Annotated in this window: 26 protein-coding genes; 7 read left to right on the top strand and 19 right to left on the bottom strand. The window is 41.2% G+C overall.

From position 1 onward, the window contains the following. Positions 1–14 precede the first annotated feature (14 nt). From nhaC to CSV73_RS03180, 4 genes are read right to left on the bottom strand one after another with little or no spacing between them, the layout of a single operon-like run. The gene (gene nhaC, locus CSV73_RS03195) at positions 15–1,460 is read right to left on the bottom strand and encodes a Na+/H+ antiporter NhaC (RefSeq protein ID WP_085132212.1); all 1,446 of its coding nucleotides are present in this window, start codon (positions 1,458–1,460) and stop codon (positions 15–17) included. A gap of 35 nt (positions 1,461–1,495) precedes the next feature. Beyond that, positions 1,496–2,401: a proline racemase family protein gene (locus tag CSV73_RS03190; protein ID WP_099626630.1), complete on the bottom strand. Its 906-nt coding sequence runs from the start codon at positions 2,399–2,401 to the stop codon at positions 1,496–1,498. 15 nt (positions 2,402–2,416) lie between these two features. Then, positions 2,417–3,436 (bottom strand): proline racemase family protein, encoded by a 1,020-nt coding sequence (locus tag CSV73_RS03185; protein WP_099626629.1) that lies wholly within the window; start codon positions 3,434–3,436, stop codon positions 2,417–2,419. Further along, complete coding sequence (locus CSV73_RS03180) at positions 3,436–4,569, bottom strand: NAD(P)/FAD-dependent oxidoreductase (RefSeq protein ID WP_369802570.1); 1,134 nt, start codon at positions 4,567–4,569, stop codon at positions 3,436–3,438. The genes CSV73_RS03185 and CSV73_RS03180 overlap by 1 nt, the downstream gene beginning before the upstream one ends. A 297-nt stretch (positions 4,570–4,866) precedes the next feature. Between CSV73_RS03180 and CSV73_RS03175 the strand changes: the two genes are divergently transcribed. The 4 genes from CSV73_RS03175 (at position 4,867) to CSV73_RS03160 (ending at position 8,469) form a co-directional block, all read left to right on the top strand. Beyond that, the gene (locus CSV73_RS03175) at positions 4,867–6,588 is read left to right on the top strand and encodes a sigma-54 interaction domain-containing protein (RefSeq protein ID WP_099626628.1); all 1,722 of its coding nucleotides are present in this window, start codon (positions 4,867–4,869) and stop codon (positions 6,586–6,588) included. Positions 6,589–6,654: 66 nt separating this feature from the next. Beyond that, complete coding sequence (locus CSV73_RS03170) at positions 6,655–6,924, top strand: (2Fe-2S)-binding protein (RefSeq protein ID WP_099626627.1); 270 nt, start codon at positions 6,655–6,657, stop codon at positions 6,922–6,924. Continuing rightward, positions 6,921–7,262, top strand: a complete 342-nt coding sequence (locus CSV73_RS03165) for a (2Fe-2S)-binding protein (protein ID WP_099626626.1) — start codon at positions 6,921–6,923, stop codon at positions 7,260–7,262. The genes CSV73_RS03170 and CSV73_RS03165 overlap by 4 nt, the downstream gene beginning before the upstream one ends. Continuing rightward, positions 7,252–8,469 (top strand): NAD(P)/FAD-dependent oxidoreductase, encoded by a 1,218-nt coding sequence (locus CSV73_RS03160; protein ID WP_099626625.1) that lies wholly within the window; start codon positions 7,252–7,254, stop codon positions 8,467–8,469. The genes CSV73_RS03165 and CSV73_RS03160 overlap by 11 nt, the downstream gene beginning before the upstream one ends. 65 nt (positions 8,470–8,534) lie before the next feature. Here the strand turns inward: CSV73_RS03160 and CSV73_RS03155 are convergent, their stop codons facing one another. Beyond that, positions 8,535–10,046 carry a malate:quinone oxidoreductase gene (locus tag CSV73_RS03155; protein WP_099626624.1) on the bottom strand — a complete coding sequence of 504 codons (1,512 nt, stop codon included), beginning with the start codon at positions 10,044–10,046 and terminating at the stop codon, positions 8,535–8,537. Between the two features lie 247 nt (positions 10,047–10,293). Then, complete coding sequence (locus CSV73_RS03150) at positions 10,294–11,487, bottom strand: DUF4317 domain-containing protein (RefSeq protein ID WP_099626623.1); 1,194 nt, start codon at positions 11,485–11,487, stop codon at positions 10,294–10,296. Positions 11,488–11,649: 162 nt separating this feature from the next. Here CSV73_RS03150 and CSV73_RS03145 point away from each other — a divergent pair, with 162 nt between their 5' ends. Further along, positions 11,650–12,072 (top strand): organic hydroperoxide resistance protein, encoded by a 423-nt coding sequence (locus tag CSV73_RS03145; protein ID WP_099626622.1) that lies wholly within the window; start codon positions 11,650–11,652, stop codon positions 12,070–12,072. 91 nt (positions 12,073–12,163) lie between these two features. Here the strand turns inward: CSV73_RS03145 and CSV73_RS03140 are convergent, their stop codons facing one another. From CSV73_RS03140 to isdC, 9 genes are all read right to left on the bottom strand, one after another. After that, positions 12,164–12,913, bottom strand: a complete 750-nt coding sequence (locus tag CSV73_RS03140; protein ID WP_085132222.1) for an alpha/beta hydrolase — start codon at positions 12,911–12,913, stop codon at positions 12,164–12,166. 19 nt (positions 12,914–12,932) lie between these two features. Continuing rightward, on the bottom strand, positions 12,933–13,553 hold the full coding sequence (locus tag CSV73_RS03135) for an NUDIX hydrolase (RefSeq protein WP_085132223.1): 621 nt from the start codon (positions 13,551–13,553) through the stop codon (positions 12,933–12,935). A gap of 107 nt (positions 13,554–13,660) precedes the next feature. Beyond that, positions 13,661–14,434: a class B sortase gene (gene srtB / locus CSV73_RS03130; protein WP_099626621.1), complete on the bottom strand. Its 774-nt coding sequence runs from the start codon at positions 14,432–14,434 to the stop codon at positions 13,661–13,663. A gap of 11 nt (positions 14,435–14,445) precedes the next feature. Further along, positions 14,446–15,216 carry an ABC transporter ATP-binding protein gene (locus tag CSV73_RS03125; RefSeq protein ID WP_099626620.1) on the bottom strand — a complete coding sequence of 257 codons (771 nt, stop codon included), beginning with the start codon at positions 15,214–15,216 and terminating at the stop codon, positions 14,446–14,448. Positions 15,217–15,222: 6 nt separating this feature from the next. Next, positions 15,223–16,188, bottom strand: coding sequence for a FecCD family ABC transporter permease (locus tag CSV73_RS03120; protein WP_099626619.1), 966 nt, complete (start codon positions 16,186–16,188; stop codon positions 15,223–15,225). A gap of 33 nt (positions 16,189–16,221) precedes the next feature. After that, on the bottom strand, positions 16,222–17,100 hold the full coding sequence (isdE, locus tag CSV73_RS03115; protein ID WP_143560928.1) for a heme ABC transporter substrate-binding protein IsdE: 879 nt from the start codon (positions 17,098–17,100) through the stop codon (positions 16,222–16,224). A 48-nt stretch (positions 17,101–17,148) separates the two neighbouring features. Beyond that, positions 17,149–18,342 carry an NEAT domain-containing protein gene (locus CSV73_RS03110; RefSeq protein ID WP_099626617.1) on the bottom strand — a complete coding sequence of 398 codons (1,194 nt, stop codon included), beginning with the start codon at positions 18,340–18,342 and terminating at the stop codon, positions 17,149–17,151. 90 nt (positions 18,343–18,432) lie between these two features. After that, the gene (locus CSV73_RS03105) at positions 18,433–19,848 is read right to left on the bottom strand and encodes an NEAT domain-containing protein (RefSeq protein ID WP_099626616.1); all 1,416 of its coding nucleotides are present in this window, start codon (positions 19,846–19,848) and stop codon (positions 18,433–18,435) included. Positions 19,849–19,850: 2 nt separating this feature from the next. Then, positions 19,851–20,495: a heme uptake protein IsdC gene (isdC, locus tag CSV73_RS03100; RefSeq protein WP_233202831.1), complete on the bottom strand. Its 645-nt coding sequence runs from the start codon at positions 20,493–20,495 to the stop codon at positions 19,851–19,853. Between the two features lie 338 nt (positions 20,496–20,833). On the opposite strand from isdC, the gene CSV73_RS03095 reads away from it, so the two are divergent. Beyond that, entirely contained in the window at positions 20,834–21,322 is a 489-nt protein-coding gene (locus tag CSV73_RS03095) for a hypothetical protein (protein WP_099626614.1), read from the top strand. 51 nt (positions 21,323–21,373) lie between these two features. Here the strand turns inward: CSV73_RS03095 and CSV73_RS03090 are convergent, their stop codons facing one another. After that, on the bottom strand, positions 21,374–22,150 hold the full coding sequence (locus tag CSV73_RS03090; RefSeq protein ID WP_099626613.1) for a TatD family hydrolase: 777 nt from the start codon (positions 22,148–22,150) through the stop codon (positions 21,374–21,376). Positions 22,151–22,301: 151 nt separating this feature from the next. Between CSV73_RS03090 and CSV73_RS03085 the strand changes: the two genes are divergently transcribed. After that, positions 22,302–23,060, top strand: a complete 759-nt coding sequence (locus CSV73_RS03085; protein WP_099626766.1) for a DUF817 domain-containing protein — start codon at positions 22,302–22,304, stop codon at positions 23,058–23,060. Between the two features lie 124 nt (positions 23,061–23,184). Here CSV73_RS03085 and CSV73_RS03080 read toward each other — a convergent pair whose 3' ends face one another. The 3 genes from CSV73_RS03080 to CSV73_RS03070 form a co-directional block, all read right to left on the bottom strand. Next, positions 23,185–23,868 carry a peptidylprolyl isomerase gene (locus tag CSV73_RS03080; protein WP_099626612.1) on the bottom strand — a complete coding sequence of 228 codons (684 nt, stop codon included), beginning with the start codon at positions 23,866–23,868 and terminating at the stop codon, positions 23,185–23,187. Positions 23,869–23,926: 58 nt separating this feature from the next. Continuing rightward, positions 23,927–24,439, bottom strand: a complete 513-nt coding sequence (locus CSV73_RS03075) for a YehS family protein (protein ID WP_085132232.1) — start codon at positions 24,437–24,439, stop codon at positions 23,927–23,929. 74 nt (positions 24,440–24,513) lie between these two features. Next, positions 24,514–24,876, bottom strand: coding sequence for a winged helix-turn-helix transcriptional regulator (locus CSV73_RS03070; protein ID WP_099626611.1), 363 nt, complete (start codon positions 24,874–24,876; stop codon positions 24,514–24,516). Positions 24,877–24,891 lie beyond the last annotated feature (15 nt).

The following is a 24,891-nucleotide window of genomic DNA, read 5'->3' as shown; positions in this document are numbered from 1 at the left end:
CTCCAATTAGTGTTTTAGTTAGTTACATTTCCTATTTCACTTACATTACTTACGCTACTAGCTTCGCTTTCAAGCTCTTGCGTGTGCTCGCCAGGCTGGGTCCGCCAAATAAATTTGCCTGTAAACCCGTAAATAAGCGAGATAATGATGACTAAAAAGTTAAACCATAAGAATGGTAAATAACTCATCGTGGATACTCCGAGTGCTGCGGCCATGAATACGCCGCCATCCGACCAGGGAACCATAGCCGTAGTGACTGTTCCACCGGCTTCGGAGTTTCTTGACAGCACCCTGCGGTCGATATTCAATTTATCATAATTTTCTCCAGTAATTTTAGTGGCTGTAATCAATGAAACATAAGCTCCACCAAATGCGTTACCGAGAAGTCCAGCTAACATCGTGGTTACCGTTGCTTTACCGGGATTGTTTGCCCATTTGCCAAGGTAATTCCCTACTGCACGCAATACACCAATTCGTTCCATTAATCCGCCTACACCTAGAGCAAAAATGATCAATGCGATTACGTCTAGCATAAACACAATTCCGCCTCGATTTAATAAATTATCGATAAACGGTACGCCTGATTCAATCGTGTTACCCGCATACATAATATTGAATGCCTCGAGGAACGTCGCACCTTGGAACAAAAATGCCCAGATTGTTCCTAAAAATGCACCGAACAAAATAACGGGAATTGAGGGCATTTTGAATACCAATAATAAAATGACAACTCCTGCTGGAATCAACATAAACCAGCTAATATTGAAATACTCTTCCAAAGAATCCATTGTGTTCAATGCAGCTGATAGGTCTCCGTTCCCTTTGTAGAAGAGTCCTACAATTAAGAACAAGACAGCTGAAATAATCCACGCTGGCAGTGCGACGGTAAACATCGACTTAATATGATCGATAAGATCAACCTTTGACAGTGAGGCTGTCATAACCGTTGTGTCAGAAAGCGGTGACATTTTATCCCCTACATAACAACCCGAAATAACAGCACCTGCAACGAGCGGTAATGGGAATCCAAAACTTGCACCAATCGCCATCATGGCAATACCAGCAGTACCTGCCGATCCGAATGAAGTTCCTGTAGCAATCGAGGTTACTGTACAAATAATGAAAGCCGCCAATAAGAAAATACTTGGGTTAATGACTGATAATCCGTAATAGATAATCGAGGGGACAATACCGCCCGCTATCCAGGTACCTATTAACGCACCGACCGAAGTCAGGACGATGACAGCTTCCAGACCATCATTTACACCATTCAATAAACCATCCTGCATTTGCTTATAGCTATAACCAATCTTTAATCCTAAGCCTATAATTAGGAACCAAGTCGTCAATAGAGCCAGATGAATGGAAATGCCGAATACGACAATAAACGTCACCATAATTGCTCCAAATCCGATCAGCACAAACAATACTTCGGCCAAGCTGGGTAATCTCTTCTCCATTTTAAAACCCCCTGTGGTTTTACTAGACGTGGCTTTTAAGCTAAGATAAATCCTTTTGGTAATGGATCTTCAGGGTCAAGAATGAATTCATGCGAACCTGTTATGTAAGGCACGCCCTCCACCGAGAATATTCCCCTATCGCCTGGCACAGATTGAACCTCAATCTTGCTTTCGAATATACTCTGGTTGCTCAATGATTTTATAGTGCGCTGCTCTTTCACCGCCAAAGCGATGGTACTTTCTATGCCTGGCGAGCGTAAAATATAGCCGTCCTGTTCAAATGTAACCGATCGATACTCATGATCTGCAAGTTGCTCCTGTAAGATAATGCCGTCAAAAGCTTTCCATTGTGACTTCAGCTCTTTTACCTTTACTGCTCCCCACTCCATAATCTCTGATAGCTGTCCCAATTGAAGAGATTCAATAATAGTAGGCAACGGATACACATAGAACCTGTGACCACTTGGTAGCTCCACATAAGAAGCCTCTGAATCACTCTCCAGCATTTTTCCTTCTGCTACTTCCATCTTGACAGCGGTTACTTCCTGTTGCTCTACCGACACTTTTACATGCCATATACCGTGAACGGTTTCCACCGTATATTGCCCATCGTTCTTCTGTTGCAAATGCCCTATTTCAAGCAATCCCCCAGTAGTGGCAAGAAGTGCTTCGTATTTAAAGTCGATCGCTTGCTGATGATGAAGAAACAACAACTGATAATCCGCTGCGGCTGAAGGACCTACAATACAACCGTTCATTCCACGGTGTCCGCGGGGTTCGTTCAATAGTAAATTCTTTTCGGCTTCAAAGTGACTTTCTAACTTCTTTTGATTACTTTGTATATCCAGGCCTTCAAAGTAAAAAGGTGAATGCACTATAATACGGTACGCCTCTCCAAATACTTGTGTATCCATCGTACGGAACATCTTTTGTAGAATCATTCAGTTTTCCCACCTTCAATGATCCATTGGCGGAATGAGAAGGTACCCTTCCCGCAGAGGATCTTTTTCGTTGTAGTAAAAGCGGTGCATTCCCATGATCCATGCAGAGCCGGTTACCTCAGGAATGACTCCAGCAACACCGCCTACTGTTATTTCTTCTAGAATGCGCGCTGTAAATAATGTCCCGACAATACTTTCATAAACAAAACGTTCATCTACTTTCAACTCATTTTTACTATGCAATGTCGCGAGTTTAGCAGAAGTTCCTGTACCACATGGTGAACGGTCGATGCCGCCAGGAGGTACAATGACCGTATTTTTTAAATCCGCTTCTGGATGAGTAGGATCAGTATAAAATTCGATATGTGTCAACCCATTAATGAAAGGAAACTCCGGATGAATAATTTCCTGTGTTGCATTGATTGCGTTACGAATCTTAATTCCTTTACTGATAAGTGATGCCCCATTTTCTTCAGTCAGCTGAAGATCTAGCGTACGGGCGTCAATAATGCCATAGAAGTTACCACCGTAAGCGATTTCGCAAACGACATGACCTACATCCTCTACGTCCAACTCCACTGTTTTCAATAAGAAAGAAGGAACATTGACGAACGTAACTTCCTTCGCCACGCCTTTTTCTACTTTTACGGTAACATCCACTAAACCCGCCGGTGTATCTACTTTGATCATGGTATAGGGCTCTTTCACTTCTATCATGCCGGTTTCAATCAACGCGGTGCAAAAACCAATCGTGTCATGACCACACATCGGCAAGTAGCCCCCCGTTTCAATATAAATGACACCCACATCTGCATCGGGATGACAGGGGTCCGTCATAATTGCACCTGACATAACACCATGTCCACGCGGTTCATTCATGAGGAACATTCGTATCCAGTCATACTCTTTCTGCATGTATAGCATTTTTTCCGACATCGTATTGCCCTGCAAAGGGGGCATGCCACTAATCAGCGTACGGGTTGGATTGCCTCCGGTGTGCGTATCTAACGTCGTAAACACTCGTTGGTACTTCATCAATGCACAACCCCCTGTCGAAAACGAACGAGACTTAACGGTTCAATCGGTATGCACGTTTCCTTATCGTTCAGCATTTCTTCTATTAACTTTCCTGTAACCGCCGCTAGGCTAATTCCATCACCTTCATGACCCGCCGCAATATAATAGCCAGGGATATGTTCGACTCTTGAGATAATCGGCAAATGGTCTTCTGTCCATGGCCGTAAGCCTGCATACGTACGAATGACAGTCATATCGGCCATCTGAGGATAAAAGCGCAATGCGCGTTTGGCGATTTGACGAATCACTTTATAGTCTACTTTTGTATTGAAGCCGACAAATTCACGACTGCTGCCAATCAAAAAGTTCTGCGCTTCCGTCGGTTCAAAGACAAGCGCTACACCATACTTTTCCGTCAGCGGATCCACTGAACGTTCACCGCCGAACTTCGAGATTAAGTAACCGAACTCCATAACTTTCCGTAATCCCACAGGCTGTTGTCTCGATGCGACAATTAATTGACCTTTCCTAGGTACAATTGGGATATCCAAATCTAGCATTTGTCCAATTAACGGTGCCCAAACGCCTGCTGCATTCACTACACGCTTGGCAGTGAATTGTCCGTTTGTCGTCTCTAGTAAGAACTCACCTGAAACATTCCGTGACATATTCGTTACTTCCGTGTTTTTATGAATGATCGCTCCTTGTTTTTCAGCACTGTGGAACATGGAAAATGTCATCATATAGGGATTAACAGTGGAATCCGTCTTGCATTCCAATCCACCGTATAAATCATCTGCAAAATATTTTGATTCATTTCGTAAGTCTTGACGATCTAGCATCTTGAAGCTTAAGCCCGCTTCTACTTGCTTTGACACCCATTGATTTGCAGCTTCCATCTCTGCATCATTCTCACAAACTAAAATACTTCCTGGATTGCGATATTCAAATGAAAGCTCCAAATCTTTATCTAATTGATGAACCAATTCCTGACTTTTCAAAGACATTTGACTGTCGAAACCGGGATCTTTATCAATCGCCAGTATATTTCCATCACATTTTGAGGAAGTGCCACTCGCTAGTTCGTTCTTTTCAAGCACTGTAATCTCCAAGCCCGCTTTAGAACCGTAGTACGCAATGGCGGCTCCCATAATTCCCCCACCAATTACAACGATATCGCTATGTTGTATTCCTTTCACAGGACTCCTCCTCTCGATTGCCTATTCACTTTTATATAATGCAAGAACCATGCCAACTTTACAATCCAACATTTATGTGACAGTTTATTAACCATAAAAACCCTAATGTATGGTAGCGCTTTCTATTTGCGGAATCTTCTACTACCAATTTATTTTTGGAAGGTTGTTCATTGCAACTATTGAATTTTCAGGCAATAAGTGTAAAGTATTATATACACTGTATAAAATACTGACATTGGAGTGACCAAAATGTTGAAATACATTCACGATTTCATTACAGATATTATGAAAAAAGACTTTCTCATTGTGAACGGAAACACAAGCGAGGAAATGATTAAACAATATATGACAAACTCTCCATCTACACAGCTGTTTATTAAACAAGCACACTACTACCTACATGTACGCTTGCACAAAAATCAACTCCGTTACGAAAATTCACCGATCCTATCTTTAGGTATTCCAATCAGTGAAGTATCCAAGAAGTTTTCCCATGTTGAATTCTTATTATGTCGTGATGCGCAAGGTGAAATTACAGGTTATATAAAAGCTGAACAATTCATTGATAAGTTGATAGAACAACACGAAAAGACATTGGCGTATTTGCAGACCGTCCTTTATACAATCGACGAATCTTGCACCGTGATTGATCAAGATGCCAATGTATTGTACTGGACCAAAGGAGCGGAGTCTTTATTCTCTCTCAAAGAAAAAGACGTAATAGGTAAACCCATTACAGACTTTTTTGATACGAAGCACTTGGAGATACTACACACGTTACAAAATGGATCCTCAGTGCGTCATTCGCAACATCATGCACGCAAGGATCTCGTAGTGCTAATCAACTCCAACCCTATTTATCACAGGGATCGTATAATTGGCGCCGTCGTATCAGAAACCGATATAACAAGCCAGATCCGAATGAATGATGAGTTGTACGCGACTTCCGAGAAACTGTTCTTGCTTGAAGAAGAGGTACGGAAAAGTGCATCTAGCCATAATCCTTTCGATTATATAAAAGGAAACAGCGATAAACTCAAGCAGACAATCAACATGACTAAAAAGGCGGCTACTACGGATGCCAGCATTTTGCTGTACGGAGAGAGCGGTGTAGGAAAGGAACTGTTCGCTAAAGCGATCCATAATTTAAGAGAGTCGCAGAACGCACCATTCGTCGCCATAAACTGTGGAGCAATACCTGAGAGCCTATTTGAAAGTGAAATATTCGGTTATGAAAAGGGAGCTTTTTCAGGCGCTGACCAGCGCGGGAAAAAGGGAAAGATTGAATTAGCCAGAGGTGGTACTCTTCTATTAGATGAAGTAGGAGAAATGCCACTCGATATGCAAGTGAAATTCCTCCGGGTCCTCCAAGAGCGTAGATACTATTCAGTGGGTGGTACAAAAGAGATTGAGGCTGACTTTCGCATTGTCGCCGCCACCAACCGCGATTTAAGGGAGCTTGTAAGCGAAGGTTCTTTCAGGGAAGACTTGTATTATCGCCTGAATGTTGTCAACGTGAAAATCCCTGCACTGTGCGAACGGGCGGAGGATATCATAGAGCTGACCCATTACTTCCTTTATGAATTCTCCATTAAGTACAACCGGCAGATCAATAGTATTTCGCAAGTAGTTATGCAAGCGCTTCTCCAACATAACTGGCCGGGGAATATTCGGGAACTCCGTAATGCTATTGAACGCCTAGTCGTATTCTCTGATAAAGGTCTCGTCAATGTTCAAGACCTCCCCCCTGAAGTCATTGAAAATACCAACTCACTGGCTGTGGCCAATATGACGAAACCTGTTCAAACAGAAAGTGCGCCACTCGCAGAACAGATGCAGAACTTTGAACGCAAGTTGATTGTACAGGAGTTGGAAAAGGCAAACGGAAATAAATTACAGTGTGCAAAAAACCTAGAAATCACCCGTGCCACTTTGTACAATAAAATGCACAAATTAGACATACCTTTCTAAAACTTCTTTCATTGGCATGATTCTTGCATATTAGTTAAGCAGTAAACTAGCAAGGAGTGAACATACATGTCCGAAAAAGATATAATTATTTGCAGATGCGAAGAAGTTACTTACTCCGATTTAAAAGAAACAGCCAAAAGATTTCAATGCACACCGAGAGAACTTAAATTACGTACGCGTGCAGGTATGGGCTATTGCGGAGGAAGAACTTGCCGCAACGCCGTAGACAGCATAGCGCTTGAAAGTACAGAACGGGATGAATCACAAATCACATTAAAATATCAACCTCCAATCAGACCCGTAAGTTTCAGCAAATTAGGGGTGGTTTTCGAATGAGTCAGCGAATTGTAAACCACCCAGTACTCGGAACACTAGACGAATCACAAAGCATCACATTTACATTCGACGATGTAGAATACCAAGCGCTTCAAGACGAATCAATTGCCGCTGCCCTGCTGGCTAACGGTATTAGAACGTTGCGCCATCACGAAGAAAGCGGTTCTCCTAGAGGCATTTACTGCAATATTGGTCACTGCTTTGAATGCCGAGTAACCGTGGACGGTGTACAAGGTGAACGAGCTTGTCTAACACCGATCAAACAAGGAATGCGGGTCGTAAGCGGTGGTAAATTGCTTACAGACGTACGTGATTGGAGGGCCAATCATGGAAAATAAAACCATCATTATTGGTGCGGGACCAGCCGGATTAACTGCGGCCATCACGATTGCATCACGCGGTCACAGTGTACTAGTTATCGACGAATATATGAAACCTGGTGGACGCTTACTCGGTCAGCTATACGAAGAGCCTAATGGTAACTGGTGGAACGGTATCGTAGAATCCAACAAACTACATCAACAGGCTAAGGAACTGGGTGTCGATATTAAGCTACACACACCCGTCTCTAACATCGAGTTGCAGGACGGAATTTGGAGCGTCCATACAGATGTAGACATTTATGAAACTACTCATTTATTGCTGGCGACAGGGGCCGCGGAAAGTCCTCTTCCCATTGAAGGTTGGACGCTTCCGGGAGTCATGTCAGTCGGAGCTGCACAAGTTATGACCAACGTGCATCGCGTAAAACCCGGAGATCGTGGAGTCATTATCGGTGTGAATGTCTTATCATCTGCAATTGCAATGGAACTGAAAATGGCAGATATTGATATCGCTTGTATTACATTGCCCGTTTCCAATACCGTAAATGAAAAGTTCGGACAGCCACTAGAAGTTATGAACTCACTTCTGCATGTTTCACATATGGCTCCTTCTGCATTTATTAAAATGGGAAGTAAACTGATGAAAAATGACTTTTTCAAACAACTTGGTATTACATTCTTTCCTAAAAATGGCGTGAAAATGTGGGATATACCGATTATGTTACGAAAAGCAGTTACTGAAATCATTGGCGATGAACAAGTCGAAGGTGTGAAAATCTCTACGATTAATGCAGCCGGTGAAGTGATTCCTGGCACTGAAGAGGTTATTGGAGCGGATTTCGTATGTATAGCGGGTGGTTTGTATCCTCTAGCGGAATTGGCAGCTGTCGCTGGATGTCCTTTCTATCACATAGAAGAACTTGGTGGATATGTCCCATTGCATAACGAACGCATGGAATCCACCCTTCCCGGGCTTTATGTTGCGGGGAACATCACGGGTATTGAAGGAGCTAAAGTTGCCATGAGTCAAGGGCAAACTGCGGGTCTCTCTATTGTCAACAACTTGGAGAATGGCATACTGGAAAATGACTTAATTTCCTCGATACAGGATACTGAGCATACGAGAGAGAATGCCTATATTCAATTTCATCCTGAAATCGGTCATGGTAAGAATAAGCTTCAGAAGTATTGGGATGAATACCATGCAGCGGTGACAACATAATTTTTCCAAACGAAAAAGCTCTACTGCGAAGTACATCGCAGTAGAGCTATTCAACATCTACACTATTAGCTATGAACTGTTTCTTTCTCGAGCTCATTTTCTGTTAGCTTCAATATCTTAGAAGTAGAAGCATGCATGTCCTTCAATAACTCAGGATGTTCTGCTAATGCTTTACCATATGAAGGAATCATTTCTTTCAATTTTGGCTCCCAATCACTTACTTGTCCCGGGAAGCACTTGTTAATCAGATCCAACATAACTGCTACTGCAGTGGATGCTCCAGGCGAAGCTCCAAGCAATGCTGCAATGGAACCGTCCTTATCCGTTACAAGTTCTGTACCAAATTGAAGTGTACCTTTGCTATCTGGAGTATCCTTGATAACTTGCACACGTTGGCCTGCAGTCCATAAATCCCAGTCTTCACTCTTCGCATCCGGAATAAATTCACGCAGTTCATTGATACGTTGTTCTTTTGTTTGTACCACTTGTTCTACCAAATACTTAGTCAATGACATATTCTTTGCACCACATGCTAGCATAGTCGTTAAGTTATTGGGTTTCACAGAACCAATAAGGTCCATCATGGATCCTTCTTTCAAGAACTTTGGTGTGAATCCTGCGAAAGGACCGAATAGCAAGGACTTCTCACCATCAATATAGCGAGTATCCAAGTGCGGAACGGACATTGGCGGTGCACCGACTTTTGCTTTTCCGTATACTTTTGCGTGATGTTTTGCAATTATATCTGGATTTTTACAGACCATGAAGACACCACTGATTGGGAATCCACCGATATGTTTACTTTCGGGAATACCTGTTTTCTGTAGCAATGGAAGACTTCCGCCTCCGCCACCAATGAAAACAAATTTAGTTTTATGGAATTCAAGCTTACCATCTTTATTATTCTTTATTTTTAATTCCCATTCGCCATCACTTGTACGTTTGATATCTTCTACTTGATGACCGTAGTTCACTTCAACGTCCACTTTTTGCATATGCTCAATTAACATCCGCGTCAATGCACCGAAGTTTACGTCTGTACCTGTGTCGATTTTTGTTGCAGCAATCGCTTCATCAACAGTACGGTCTTGCATGATCAACGGAATCCATTCTTTTAGTTTTTCCGGATCATCGGAAAACTCCATTCCTTGGAATAGTGGATTTGCTGTCATAGCTTCAAAGCGTTTCTTCAAATACGTCACATTGTCTTCACCTTGTACAAGACTCATGTGTGGCAGTGGCATAATAAATTGCTCAGGGTCTTTAATCAACTTTTTTTCTACTAGATGCGACCAAAACTGCATAGATAATTGGAACTGTTCATTTACTTTAACCGCTTTTGTGATATCTACAGTCCCATCCGGCTTTTCGGAAGTATAGTTCAGTTCACATAAAGCTGCGTGTCCTGTTCCCGCATTATTCATCTCATGCGAGCTCTCTTCACCCGCTTTATCTAATTTCTCGAATAACGAGATATTCCAGTCAGGCGCTAATTCTTTAAGCATTGTTCCTAGCGTCGCACTCATAATTCCGGCGCCAATTAATATAACATCTGATTTAGTTTGTCTATTACTCATTTTGACCTTCCTTATATGTGAAATTTACAGAAACGTAAATGTTCCTAAATAAGGCGTCACAGCATACATGGCGCGTACTAGGAGCACTTTATTCTGTCTCAGTTTAACCATACATCTACTACCATCTTTTCTATTATACATCAAATATAATTAGGTTTAAAGGGACTTGTTTATTTATCAGGATAAAGCCGGTAATATGTCGGAATTTTGAACCACTTTATGGATTCCAATGAATTCATGGTTGTTTTCACGTCAATAAGTCTTCTGAGATCACTTTGAACCCTTCAATGATTGTGTCCTCTTCTACTTCAATCAAAATACATTGCTTGCCATCATAGTTAACTTGTTTGACATATTTCAGGTCTTGTGGACTAATTGAAATGTTTGCTACTTTGGTTTCGATCTTAATCGATTTCGACGTATAACTTGGTACGATGTGTGTTGCTTTCATTTCATAAGAGGTATCATCCACTACGGTCTGGAAAGCTGTTTCTACTGCTTCTGTATTAACGTAGTCAACACCGCTCATTTTCAACACACGCTCTACTTGCTTCGCATCGATTGCTGGTGGCTCTTCCGGTTCTTCCTCTTCTTCATCCACTACAGTTAATCGGTAGATTGCTTCATATACATTTCCTAGTGTTTCCGTATCTACTTCACCGCCGACTACTTGTTTGACAATCTCCTCGAAAACGGCCTTATCGTCGGCAGCGGTCACCACTTCTTCACCATTCAGGACATTCTCTATGAACGCATAATCGGGTTTATTCGCTTTACCCGCCGAATATAGTACATGATTGACATCAGCTGAATTGTCCGTGAAGCAAGGGAATAAAAAGCCGCCTATTGGTGACGCAAGATTAATGATGGGATCGAGCATCGTATTCGATTTGAATTCACGCTCTTGGAAATCAAATATAATGGAGCGCTTCGGCAAGTCTGTATGATTCATACTGCACAAAATAAACGGTGTGGTAAACACTTCATCGCGCATATCAATTTCAGTTTCCTCACTGTTACGCTTAGTCTTCTTAAAGTAGTTTCCACGAATAAATGTCACGACGAGATCTTTTTCATATTGGACATCTTGCACCATCTTCAGTGCTAGATGTTGCATTTCCTCTTTCCATTCATCGGCTTCTTCCGCTTGCAATCCTTCATACAATAGTTTTTGTGCGTGATGATCGTTAGTCTCTTCATCTTGACGTTCGAACTTCACTTCAAATAACTTCATACCTAGTTTACCACCAAGCACTTTTTTGAAATTGGTCATAAACAGTTCCTGTTGCTCACGGTCAAGCAAAGCAAAAGCCTGACTTTCTTCATGGTAAATCTCATTGCTTTCCTGCCTAATATAGACATGGTAAATATCAGTGATCGTCAAAAGATCAGTATCTAATTTAAATCGTTTACGAATATCAGCAATATCATTTTTATTCATTTCGTGTTCCCACTTCCTAACTGATTTAAATAAATTTAATCACTACGTCGGATGACGCTTCTATACACGCGCATAAAAAATTAAAGATTTCACACATACTTATCCACTATTCGGGTACACAATGAAGTGAGACTAAAAAATCAGACAAGGGGTAGTGATTTCATGTCAGAAAAACTATCTACATCCACAGCAACCGCTAACGGAGGAAGAGAAGGCCATGTAGTATCCTCCGATAAAGTAGTAGAATTCGATACGGCAATGCCAGGAACAAAAAGAGCAAAAGAATTAGAGAACTCAACCAACCCTGAACAATTATTTGCTGCAGGTTACGCAGCTTGTTTCGATAGCGCACTTCAACTTGTAGCAAGCAAAGAACGCGTTAAGTTTTCATCAGAAGTCACTGCAAACGTCAGCTTGTGCAAAGATGAAACAGACGGTGGTTTCAAACTAGAAGTTGAATTACAAGTAACCGGTACAGACATTGAAAAGACAAAGCTTGAAGAGCTAGTGGAAAAAGCACACCACGTCTGCCCATATTCCAAAGCAACTAGGGGTAATATTGAAGTGACACTTACTGTACTTTAATCCTGCATCTAAAAATAACAGGATAGGCTGTGCTGGAAATCGTGAATACACGACATCTAGCACAGCCTTTTAATTCACCGGAAGATACTTTCTATTTTTCCAATCCCTCCATTAATTTCACAATCGCAGCAGAAGTCTGCATAATCTGCTCTTTATTCGATATAGTAGCTACCCCGTCACCCTTCTGCTCACCGTAATCACCAAAACCTGCGTGATTACCACCTTCTATTTCGATGAACTTCGAATCACTAGGCATACTAGACTTGGCCGCCTTAATAGCCTTCGCATCCGCCACCTCATCATGACTCGCCCGAATCGACAACACATCCACCGACGTTTCACTCAAATCCGTGTGGCTTCCAGGATAAGAAGCCAGCAACACGAGCGCAGAAATCTTTTCATGACGGGATGCATAATCCGATGCTGTCACACCGCCTAAAGAATGACCCCCTATTAACCATGTATCCATTTGAGGATGATTACGTATCACCTTATCTGCCCGATCAGGGGAGAAGATTGCCATCTTGAGCGGCAAGTGAGGAATGATTACAGTATAACCTTGTTTAGCAATCTCCTTGGCCATCGGTGCGTATGCTTCGGCTTCTACTTTTGCACCTTGATAGAAAATAAAACCTATGTTTCTCTTATTTGAAGTAGGCTCAAACACTAAGTCTTTACCATTTGTCACGGTTACATCTGAATCTGACTGCAAATTTTCTTCCGCGTAAGACTGCGCTTTATAATAAGAACTAGTAAACAGGAAGAACCCAACTGCAATCATTAACAGGAAAATACCTAGCCCAATAAATAACTTGAATTTCCATGTCCTCTTTTTTTTCATACTTGATCCTCATTCCAGTTTATTTCTTCACAATATCGATGAAATGTTTTAACACTCTAGCCGTCAATCCCCAAACTGTATAAGTACCATACTCATAAAACCATTCCTCAAGTGAATGGCTTCGAAATTTATACTGATCTCCGTTCATAATCTTCTCAAATGGGAAATTATCCGGCGGAGCTACTTCAATCGATACCAAATGCATATACGGTTCATGTTCCATCAACCACTTGAGCGGAATAGTAAATACCTCTTCCACCTCTTCTTTATTATAACTTCGAATGATTTCATGATAATCAATTACCGCTACGAACGGATAGACGACGAATGAAGGAGACGCAATATACGGGCTTAACTCTTCTATCATCTGTACCGTCTTCGGATCAATCCCGAGCTCTTCGTGTGTCTCCCGTAAAGCTGCTTCCATAGGGGATGCATCCGTTATATCGATTTTGCCGCCAGGAAAACTGATGTCGCCCGGCTGTTTCCTCATCGTGAAGGCACGCACCTCAAATAGCACATGCCATTCCCCTTCCGCTTCTACTAACGGAATGATTACAGCGGAACGGAACGCGGTTTCTTCTCCAATGAATAAAGATTTATTTTCATACAACTTATTTTGTAGTTGATCCAAGTCCATGAAGTCCCCCACCTCAGCGTTTTATCCTATCGTATCATTATCAGACGAATCGTTAAAGAAATAAAAGGAGCTACCCTGTTAGAGCAACTCCTCGTTCTATATATACGTTAGCGCTTCACTAATTTCCCCTGCACTACATAGCGTTTATCTTTACTATTCACCGAGTTATTGCAAGTCGACAGTGTCACAATTCGATCATCTGCCCCTACTTCAACAGGCATATCAATCAGAGAACGTGATTCCACTTCCTCGAGAAAGTCAGAAAATTGTTCGTCCGTCTGAAAATCTGTTTCGATATAGTAAAAGTCAATCGTCGTTTCATATGCTGCAAACACTTCAATATCATACCCTTCATACAATGTATCGACATAAATAACGGGATGTTCGTCTGCATAGTCTTGATCACCAAATTTCTTCAAACTACCGAACATCGTATCATTTCTCATTGCATGACCATAGAGGACCGTGTTGCGGCTCATATCCGTAATGTCATTCCGATAATCCATAAAGACACTGCCTGCGCGACTATTTTCTCGTGTGAAGTTACGATTTAAATAAAAATCATTGTCTTCAGCCTGCAAGATCGGGTTATGCAAATTGGTGCCTTCTACTGAAATCCAACCCACGATATCTTGATTCACCTTATTCAATTCTTCAAACTGCGGACGCATCGAATAGTCATTCGATGCGTCTTCTTTAACACCTTCTGTTACAGCAACCTGAACCGTGTTTTCCAACGCCTTCTCATACATCTGTTGCGTCTCCTTCAATGAGCTGGCTGATTCCACGTATGTATACAAATACTGCACGAGTAAATAGCCTGAGTAGAGAAAGACTGCTAGATAAACGAAAGGCATCAGTTTCGACAGGCGTTTCTTCATCAGCTTACCTCCTAAATACCAAGAGACATCATATAAAGACCTAATTCGTCATCTTCCTTAAACACGGCGTTGACTCCATATACTTCTTTGATGACATCCTTTGTAATGATCTCACGTGGCGGCCCTTCTGCAATGATTCGACCATTCTTCATCATAATGATCACATCACTGTAACGAATCGCCTGATTGATATCATGCAATACCATGACAATCGTCAATCCATAATCTTCATTCAGTGATTTCACGAGCTCTAATAATTCAATTTGATAATAAATATCTAAGTATGTTGTTGGCTCATCCAAGCAGAGTATTTCTGATTGCTGTGCCAATGCCATCGCAATCCATACACGCTGACGCTCCCCACCCGATAATGCTTCTAAGTCTTTATGGCGTTTGTCGGTCAGGTTTGTCACGGATAATGCCCAATCTATAACCTTGTCATCCTCTTCTTGGTTTCGCTGTAAAAACGTTTTATGTGGCAACCGACCGAAGCCGACTAGTTTCTCAATCGTCAAATCTTTTGGTACTTCATTCTGCTGATAAACAATCGCTAACTTCTTCGCAAACTCTTTCGGCTTAAACATCACTAAATCACGATTTTCTAGTGAAGCTGTTCCGGAAGTGGGCATATTAATTCGTGAAAGTACACTTAGTAATGTCGATTTCCCACAACCATTTGGTCCAATGATCGTCGTAACTTTCCCTTTAGAAATAGACGTCGAGACATCATCCAAATGGTTGGTTATATTATCATGCGATACCATAATGCGCTTCATTTCCATAACGTATCACTCTTTTCGCAGTAAGAATATTAAGAACGGCCCGCCAATGATCGCCATCAGCGTTGAAGCAGGTATTTCAAGCGGTGCTACGATTGTTCTACCGAGCGTGTCAGCTAACAAGATAATCAATGCCCCTAAAAGAGCAGTAAATGGTATAAGCACCTTATGGTCATGGCCAACCAATCTGCGGGCAATATGCGGTACAAGTAAGCCAACAAATGATATTACACCCGCCACTACGACCGAAATTGCCGCTAGTAAAACAGCTACTGCCGCAATGATTAAACGGGCACGCGTGACATGGAAGCCAATACTCTTCGCTGTCTTATCCTGTAGCACTAATAAATTACACCAGCTATACAATGCAAACGCCAGAACCAATCCGATGGTTCCGTATGTCGCGATAGTCGAAACATCGCTCCACGTACGCATCGTTAAATTCGAACCGATCACGCTTGAGGCTGAGACGTTCAACGATCCACCAAAGCTGATGAACGCTTCGGTGAGGCCTGTGAACATCGCATTGATCGCAATTCCTACTAGAATTAATTTCAACGGGCTGAGACCGGATTTCCACGATAATGCAAAGACGAGAAAACAAGCGAACGCCCCACCCATAAAGGCAAATAAAGGCGTCATGAAAAAGAGTGCCGGAAAGAATGAAATAATGAATAACTGCATGAATGCTGCACCGGAAGATATCCCGATAATCCCCGCATCTGCAAGTGGATTACGCATAACGGACTGCAACAAGACACCCGAAACCGACAATGCCGCGCCTGCAAATATCGCCACAATCATCCGTGGAAAACGCAAGTCGCGAATTGCTTCCATTTGACTGTTGCTTTGTTCAGAGAGCGCACTGAAAAACTCGAAGAAGCCCATTTTAATACTGCCTGTCGTAGCAGAATAAACAATGGTTACGACAAGCAGCAGGGATACGATTACATAACTAGCAATTCTTTTTCTCATGACGGACTTCCTTTTCAAACGATATTCATCGAGTTATCGATAGAATATCTTCATTAGCTCACTTAATGCTTCAGGTACTTGCAATGAAGCGGTTGTGCCAAATAACTCTTCTTCTAAATCATAGACTTTACCATTTTTCACAGCATCAAAATGTTTCCATACATCATTCGTTTGGAACTCTTCGTTAAACATTTCCACAACTTCATCTGGCATACCATGTGATAAACGCAAGATAATATCTGGATTACTATTATGAAGATACTCAGTATTAGACGATAAGTATTCAGGATCTTGACCTTCCATTACATTCGTTCCACCAGCACGTTTCACGAGATCACCTGCGTAAGAGTTTTCCGTCGCGACTAAGTAACTGCCTGGGATACCTAATAATATTAATACACTCGGACCGTTGCGATTCGCTGCTACTACTTCCGCGGCTTCAATCTTTTTCTGTAAGTCCCCTACTAATTTATCTGCTTGCGCTTTACGGTCATAGCGCTCTCCAAGACCTTGGATTTCTTGAATCATTGAATCAACACTTTGGAAGTTTAAAAATGTCGCCGGAATATTCAATTGTTCGAAGCCGGCTTCAAGGTCATATTCCAATGTAGAAACGGATAAAAAATCTGTCGGATTCATTGATTTTACAATTTCCATGTCCGGTGTCATGGCATTACCAATGGTTGGAAGCCCATCAAAACGGCTCGCCATATTTTTTTCCGTTTCAGGAATAGCGATGGCATCTATATCTAGCTTATCTAGAATATCTGCGATGACTACAGTACCCGCAATAATTCGCTGATCACTTGTTTCAGCGCTTTCACTTTTCTCAGCCGCGTCTGCCGAAACAGCTTTCTCTTCTTTATCATTACCGCATCCTGCGATAATAGTTGCTGTGATGACTGCCAACATCAACCATACATATCTCCACTTTTTCTGCACGATGTAATCCTCCACTCGTTATTCATTACTCGTAACGTTATTTTTCTTTACTAGTCGACGTATCAATAAAATGCCCGACAAAATACATAATGTGAACAGTATGCCAATTTTCATTGTATCGAAGGGAATCGTTTGTTCTTCCTGTACATGAATGGCTAGCTCTTCAGGTTCGCTTGCTACTTGTGTAACGACCTCGGCTGGTTCTTCCTCCACGTCATCCACCGTACGATCAAATTCCAATTTCGCTTCCGGAAGAAGAGGCGGTATTTCGTCCTGTGCTTGTTCTATTTTTTCGGACGGTTTTTCTATCTTTTCTTCTTTTTCAATCGTGGTTTGTTTAGTTGGAGTCGAGCTTTCTTTAGGTTGCTCAGTTCGCTTAGTCAAAGAAGAAACTGCTTGGCTGCCTGAAGGTACTGTGTTCAAAAACTTCGCTATCTGTTGCTGATCGAAAGCAATTTGCAAAAACTCTTCCTGTACATGCAAGTTCTCAGCATCCTCCACTTTCATCCAGATACGAGTCCCCTTCTGGAAATCCTCTACTTCAAACTGCACAATACGTGACTTGTTTTGTGATACCACTTTCGGTTTCACTAAATTACCACCTTGCTCTACTGTGAAGCCTTTAACCTTACTCGGTTGAAGAATCTCTAACTGTGCATAGTATCGATGATCACGTTTACTGACGTGTATTACTTGATTGACATAGTCATTCATTACCGATGGTTTACCGTCTGACAGCAACTGGTAGTGTACAGTATCCTCACTTGGTTGAATCTGGTCAAACACTGGTAATGATTGCTCCTGGATCAACACTTCATATGAAAAAGATTGCTGTGCATGTTCTTTTGGCAAACGATATTTGCCTGTAAGTTCAATCTTTTGATGTATGTCCTGAATATCAAACTGAACTAAATTTTCTGCCCGATCCAGTCGCGTGCTCGTTTTGTTTCCTTGCTGCACGGCAGTGATTTGTGTAAGGATGTGGTCATTCTTCGCTGAAATAGATAATGTATAGCGATCTTCCTTAACAGTTAACGTGGCCTGCTTAGTAAATAAAATATTTGTACTTTCGGCTTCATTTGATAGAAAACTTAGTTCAACTTGATACACATCATGTGCGATTTCTTTTCTTTCGTTGGCGTTTACAATATGAAAAGGAAGCCACGCAGAGATGAGTAGCAAAAGTAGCGGTAACAAAACCAATTTTTTCATTTCAGACGTATACTCCTTTACACATCATGTAAAACGACAGGAACTTCCCTCCGCTTTTGGAAACACGAAAGGAAGTATCTGTAGTGATTCTTATTTTCCCATGAAGTTTAATGAACCGTTTAGGATTTTAGCCATTTGTGTGCGTTGTAGTGAATCGCCAGAGTTGATCAAAACTTTACCATTCGGCTGTTTTGCGCCTGTCATGATTTTTTCTGCATACAACAATGCAAATGCTTGCTTCGCTTCAGGATCTGTAATTGCTTTTCCATCTGCATAGAATGGCAGAGTTGTATCACCTTTTTTGATTTCATTACCTTCTGCAAATTGAATTGCACGGTATAGCATCAATGCCCCTTGCTGACGAGTCAGTGTATCGTTCGGGTTGAACTTGGCATTTGATTGGACAATACCTGCTTTTGCAAGAGCATTAATTGCGTTGATACGCTCTTTATCTGTTATTTTACCCAAGTCCTGGAACCCTGCGGAAGGAGCCTCTTCTAATTTCAACGCACGCGCAACCATCAAGGCGAACTGTGAACGTGTGATGTTATTACGTGGATTGAATTTGTCCGCACTTTTTACAATACCTTTGTCAAGAAGTGCAAGAATCGCTTCTTTGTTGCCGTCTTTATCGATGTCTTTGAACGGGTTTACAGTTGGTTTAGCGCCGTCAAGAGCAATTTGTACTTTGTGATTTGAGTCATATTGTATAGGACCTTCATTCACAATAATGTGAATTTCAGCATTCACTAACTTCGTTAGATCCGCTACCTTGAATGTATATGTGCGTACGCCTGTTGATTTATCATCTGTTGCTACAGGTACGTCTTTACCCGCAATTTTGAAGCCTTGGATATAGCCGCCCTTAGGGAAAGTTACTGTCACTTCGTTACCGTCCGTTATTTTCTTTACAGATGCAACTGGCAACATGTAATCGTTCATGATGGATTCTTCATTCGTCCCATCTTTATATACTTTTACGTTCACATCGCTTATTGTTTCCGCATCTGTGTCTGCTTTAGCGACTGTTGCACTCATATCAAATTCATACCACTTGTCCATGTTGAAAGTAGGTGCCAACACATGAAGTTTAGCCGGGTATACTTTATCTGCTACGACCGGTACAGTATATGTTGTTGTGCCATCAGTATTTTTCACTGCTGGTGCCTCCACATATTCTTCCCCTTGCTTTATTTGGAAGTTTGCAATCATAGGAGCTGATTTAGCTGCAACCGTTACCTTCGCATATGATACTCCATCTTTTTCTATCAATGTTCCTTGTGGCACGAGATGACTGCTAATTGCCGGCTCAGGTGTCGTTGTTCCAGACTTGTATATATTGAAATCAATCACTTGATCCACTGCTACGGCTTGTTTCAAAGTGGACGTTGCTCGATCGCTTGTGCTGATCGGATTAGCTGATGCCGCTGTTGGAATAGCGATAGAAGCTGCTAGTAATGAAGCAAGTACTACTTTCGTTGCGCGAGATGATGTTTTTTTCTTCATAATTATTGTTCCCCCTGTTTTCTTTGATATCTAGTTTTATACAATAAAAATGCAGAACCTGCTAATACAATAATTAATAGGTACGGCGTGGAATCACTGGTTTGTGGATTCTTTACTGGTACTTGAGTAGTTGGCTTTTTCGTTACTGTACTGGTACTAGTGTTAGTATTTGTGTTAATACTAGGTCTTGGGGTGGTAGTAGGTGGCTTTACTGCCGGTGGTGTCACGGCGTTCTTGTCCTCAAACACCAAATCCACTGTATACTCGTGGTGGTAATTAATATGCTCTACGTCCACTTTCATCGGGATCTTCACTGGTTTTGATATATCACTTACGCTAAACTCTACAACACGCGTATCAGCCTTAAGATCTTCATTGACCACTTCCGCTCCGCCTGCTGGCTCGAACTTCGTAATCCATGAACTGTTCTTAAGCGTCAGCTGTACGATAGCAGAACCATTCGTTACAGTTACGAGTGCCGGTTTTTGGAAATAATCATTTGCAATAGATGCGTTCGTGCTGTCTGGCTGATTAACTTGATAATTTAATTGCTGGGTACCGTCTGCTATTTTAGCAGATGCTTGCGGCAGACCTACTGTCAACACGAAAAAACTTACAACTAAAAAGTATAAAAATGCTTTTCTCACTTGGACATAAACCCCTCTCACTTGCTCATTTTCATGCTACATAAATCCACCGATTGACTTCCATTCACTGGATACATTTCCACTTCTAAATTATCTCATAAATTACCCCATACATGAATCATTGCAACTATATCATCTAGTGATTTATGACAAACCTGTGACATTTATAATGCATAAATGAGAACAATTATCATTTAATATATCCTGTTTTTCCAGTAATGTCAATTAGTATTTGGAAAATTATTTCAATTTAGGCCATAAACTTTTTAACTAGTCACTAAATCTAAAGCTTCGCATAGTCTAGATGGATATGATTTATGGATGAAAGGGGTAGTGCAATGAATATTCAGTCCTTCAGTGGTGTCGTAATGGTAATAAATGATTTTTATACGGGGCAAAATAATGACGCTGGTTGCTACTTGTTGATGACAGTCGATAATGGTAGAGGAAATGTCGTCAACTTTGTAGTAGAGCCGACAACTTATTTCGTCAATCATGTAAAAATTCATGTAGGTGATCGCGTTACAGGATTTTATGATGCCGATGCTGCCACGCCTATGATCTATCCTCCGCAATTTAGAGCAATTGTTATGTCTAAAGACTCCCCTCGTGAAAACGTCAAAGTTGACTACTTCAATCGTCGCTTGCAAAGTAGTGACGGAACGCTTCAGCTTAATCTGTCTCCGCAAACTGAAATACTTTTGACAAATGACCAGTATTTCACAGGAAATATAGCAGAGCGAAATTTGATAGTTATATATACCACAACGACAAAGAGTATCCCTGCCCAAACTACACCAAATAAAATTATAGTAATTTGTTCATGAATTGTGTACTTAGATAAAACAAAGACACGCTCATTGAAGCGTGTCTTTGTTTTATATACAAAAGAATCGTTGTGTTGTCTTATAGATTTCTCTATATGCTTCATCAACAGTTACACCTTTAATTTTGGCGATACTGTTAATACTCTCATGCAACATAGAAGGATGCGTTAATTTACCTTTAAAACAATGTTCAAAAGGCCACGGTCCATCTGTTTCTACCATTAGCTGAGTGAACGGAACTTGTTTGACTATATGTTGAATCTTTTCTCGATATGTAACTTCTGGCGTCACAGAAATCATATATCCGTTCGAAACTATTCTTTGCAATACTCTGTCGTCTCCTTTAAACCAATGAAAGTGTGCTTTCGAGATTGAATACTGTTCCAACATCTCACAAACAATAGTTGCATCTGCATAAACGGCATGCAAAGAAATTGGCAAGTTATATTTATCTGCCTTCCGAACAAAACATTCCAACACATTTTTATAAAGTGACACGTCAAAATCAGCCTGCTCTTGTCGCAAATAATAAGGCAACCCTACTTCTCCAATCGCAGCGAGGCAATTGGCATGTTCATCAATCAATTGCAGTATAGCTGAAAGTTCCACTTCACTCGGTAACGCTTGTTCTGGATGATAACCTATTGCAGGTTTGATCCGTCTATCTATTTTCGAAAGTTCTAATTGCTTAACGGAAGATGCGAAGTCATTTGAAACCGCCACTAGTGCAGTCACATCATTCACTTCTAATGCGCGCAAAACTTGAATTCGTTCTTCTTCTTCATACATATCTAAATGAATATGCGCATCGATTACATGCCTGCTCAAAACTTATCACCCTCTTTCACTAATATGCTATGTTTCACGTGAAACGTTTCTCCTTGAATGAACCCAAACTATTATCTCAGCGTCATACTACTTTCTATTACAAAAAAGTAGGCGGTGACATATGAACTTGCATGCATTACGTACGAAAACAATGAATACAACACGACAACTCTTAATTTTCGGTTGGCAACAAGCTTTGGCTTGCATTTTCCCTATTATTATCTTCAGTTCACTCGCACTTACACAACTCATCCCTTTACCTTTTCTACCACGATACGACTGGCTACTCCTCATTTTCATAGGAACTCAGTGGTGGATGGTACGATCTGGACTCGAAACACGTGATGAACTGAAAGTGATTACGTTATTTCACATCATCGGCCTAACTTTAGAAATATTTAAAGTACATATGGGTTCTTGGTCTTATCCTGAGGAAGGATTTTTCAAAGTTTTCGATGTTCCTTTATACAGCGGCTTCATGTATGCAAGTGTAGCAAGTTATTTGTGCCAGGCTTGGAGGAGATTGCACGTCCACCTCATTCAGTGGCCTCCGCTCTGGGCAGTTATTCCTCTTGCTATCGCGATATATGGAAACTTCTTCACACATCATTATTGGTTCGATTTAAGATGGTGGTTGTCCGCATTAGTACTGGTTATTTTTTGGCGTGCCTCGGTTAGTTTTTGGATAAACGACACACAGTACCGTATGCCCTTATCCCTATCATTCATATGCATTGGCTTTTTCGTTTGGGTAGCTGAAAATATTGCTACTTTCTTCGGTGCTTGGACCTATCCCAATCAAAGTGAGACATGGCATCTCGTTGGCATAGGTAAATTAAGTTCTTGGTTACTATTAGTGATCGTCAGTTTCCTCATCGTGGCGGTGTTAAAACAAATTAAAAAGGAATAGATATGTATATCGTAACAGGTAAGTACTTTACTAAGCCCCCTAAGAAGGGTATATTCCATGGGAAATAAAAAAACGCACTATCAAAAACGCAGCAGGCTCAATAGCCTACTGCGTCTTGTAATAATTAATGTGTAACTGGTTTAGGGTAGTCGAAGCCTTTTGTGTCTACTTCAACTGTCTTCATCTTCTGCTCTTTGATAGGCTTATCCATAGCATCTGTTTCATTAGCCACGATAGCATCCACTGTCTCCATGCCTTCCGTTACTTTACCAAAAGCCGCATACTCACCATCAAGTGAAGAGTTGTCGTCTGTCATAATAAAGAATTGTGACCCTGCAGAGTTCGGCTCTTGCGTACGCGCAGTCGAAATCACACCGCGCTCATGTTTCATAGTATTTTCAAAACCATTCGAAGAGAATTCTCCGTCAATAGCGTATCCTGGTCCGCCTGAGCCATCACCAGATGAATCTCCGCCTTGAATCATAAAGCCTGGAATCACACGGTGGAAAATCAAGCCATCGTAATAGCCGTCTTCAATTAAGGAAATGAAATTCGCTACCGTATTCGGTGCAACAGTCGGCTCTAGTTCCAACACAATCTGCTCATCATTTTCCATCGTGATCGTCACGACGGGTTTCTCTTCTACATCCTTCGAGTAATCAACCGCTTCTTCTTTAGGTTGTTCTGTGGATTCTTCTTTAGGTGTCTCCACTGTTTTTTCTTCAGTCGCTTTGCCACACCCTACTAAAAGAACGGCCAACGCCATCAAACTCATTATGAAATACCATGCTTTATTACGCTTGAACATATCCGTCTAACACTCCCTATTATTTTATATCTTCTATGACCTACTCCGAGCTATGGTTTTACTCTTCACGGTAACGTAATGCTAATCCCTTTAGGAAGTTTCGAGCGTATCGATCACCACACGGTTTATAATTTCGATGACCTTCTTTACGAAGAACAGCACTTAACTCGTTTTTAGAAATCGTAACACCTGCATTTTCTAAAATCTCTAGCATATCTTCACTTGTAAGAGATAATGCGATTTTGACTTTCTTCAGCAAAATATTATTGACATTACGATGGCCTTCTTCTGACATTAGAAATGGTTGCGGTGCATTGCCGGTATTTTCTGGTACTCCTCTTTTGGAGCTGATCAAGCCATTTAGAAATGACTCCAACGTCATGTTGTCGATTTCCTTTGCATATTCATTCATCTGCATTTCATCTGTACTATCTTCATTCGTTTTTGTCAGCATCTCTTTTACTTCCGCTCTGTTTGTCTGCAGTCCGCCTAACGCAAACATTTCTACAACTGCGGAATCCTTTAGATCCAGCGCATAGCGTAATCTGCTTAAAATATCATTATTATTCATGTAATCACCTGTACCCTCTATAGTATAATGTTGTGATTCTTAGTATAGCTTGATTCGTTATAATTTGTCTTCATTCAGTCGACTGACGTTGAACTTGTCTTTTGTTCAATTGTTTGCATAAACTGATCGCCAAAATCACAAATCGATGTAACGACTGGTTCCAATAATAAACCGATTTCACTTAATTTGTACTCCACTTTTGGTGGCACAACGGGATAGACATAGCGCGTAATGATTTCATCCTCTTCTAATTCACGTAACTGTCTAATCAACATTCGTTGATTAGCATCTGGAAGTTTTTTCTGTATTTCGCTTAGTCTTAACGGTGTTTCGTGCAATAAGCACCAGATGATCGCAATTTTCCAACGACCTCCTATGACAGACAAAGCTAAATCTTTGCTCGTAAAGTACTGCTTATCTTTATAATGAATGACCATATTGCTTCACTTCTT

It is taken from the genome of Sporosarcina sp. P1, from assembly GCF_002743155.1.
Lineage (GTDB): Bacteria > Bacillota > Bacilli > Bacillales_A > Planococcaceae > Sporosarcina > Sporosarcina ureae_B.
This window is presented reverse-complemented; position numbering and strand designations above follow the sequence as displayed.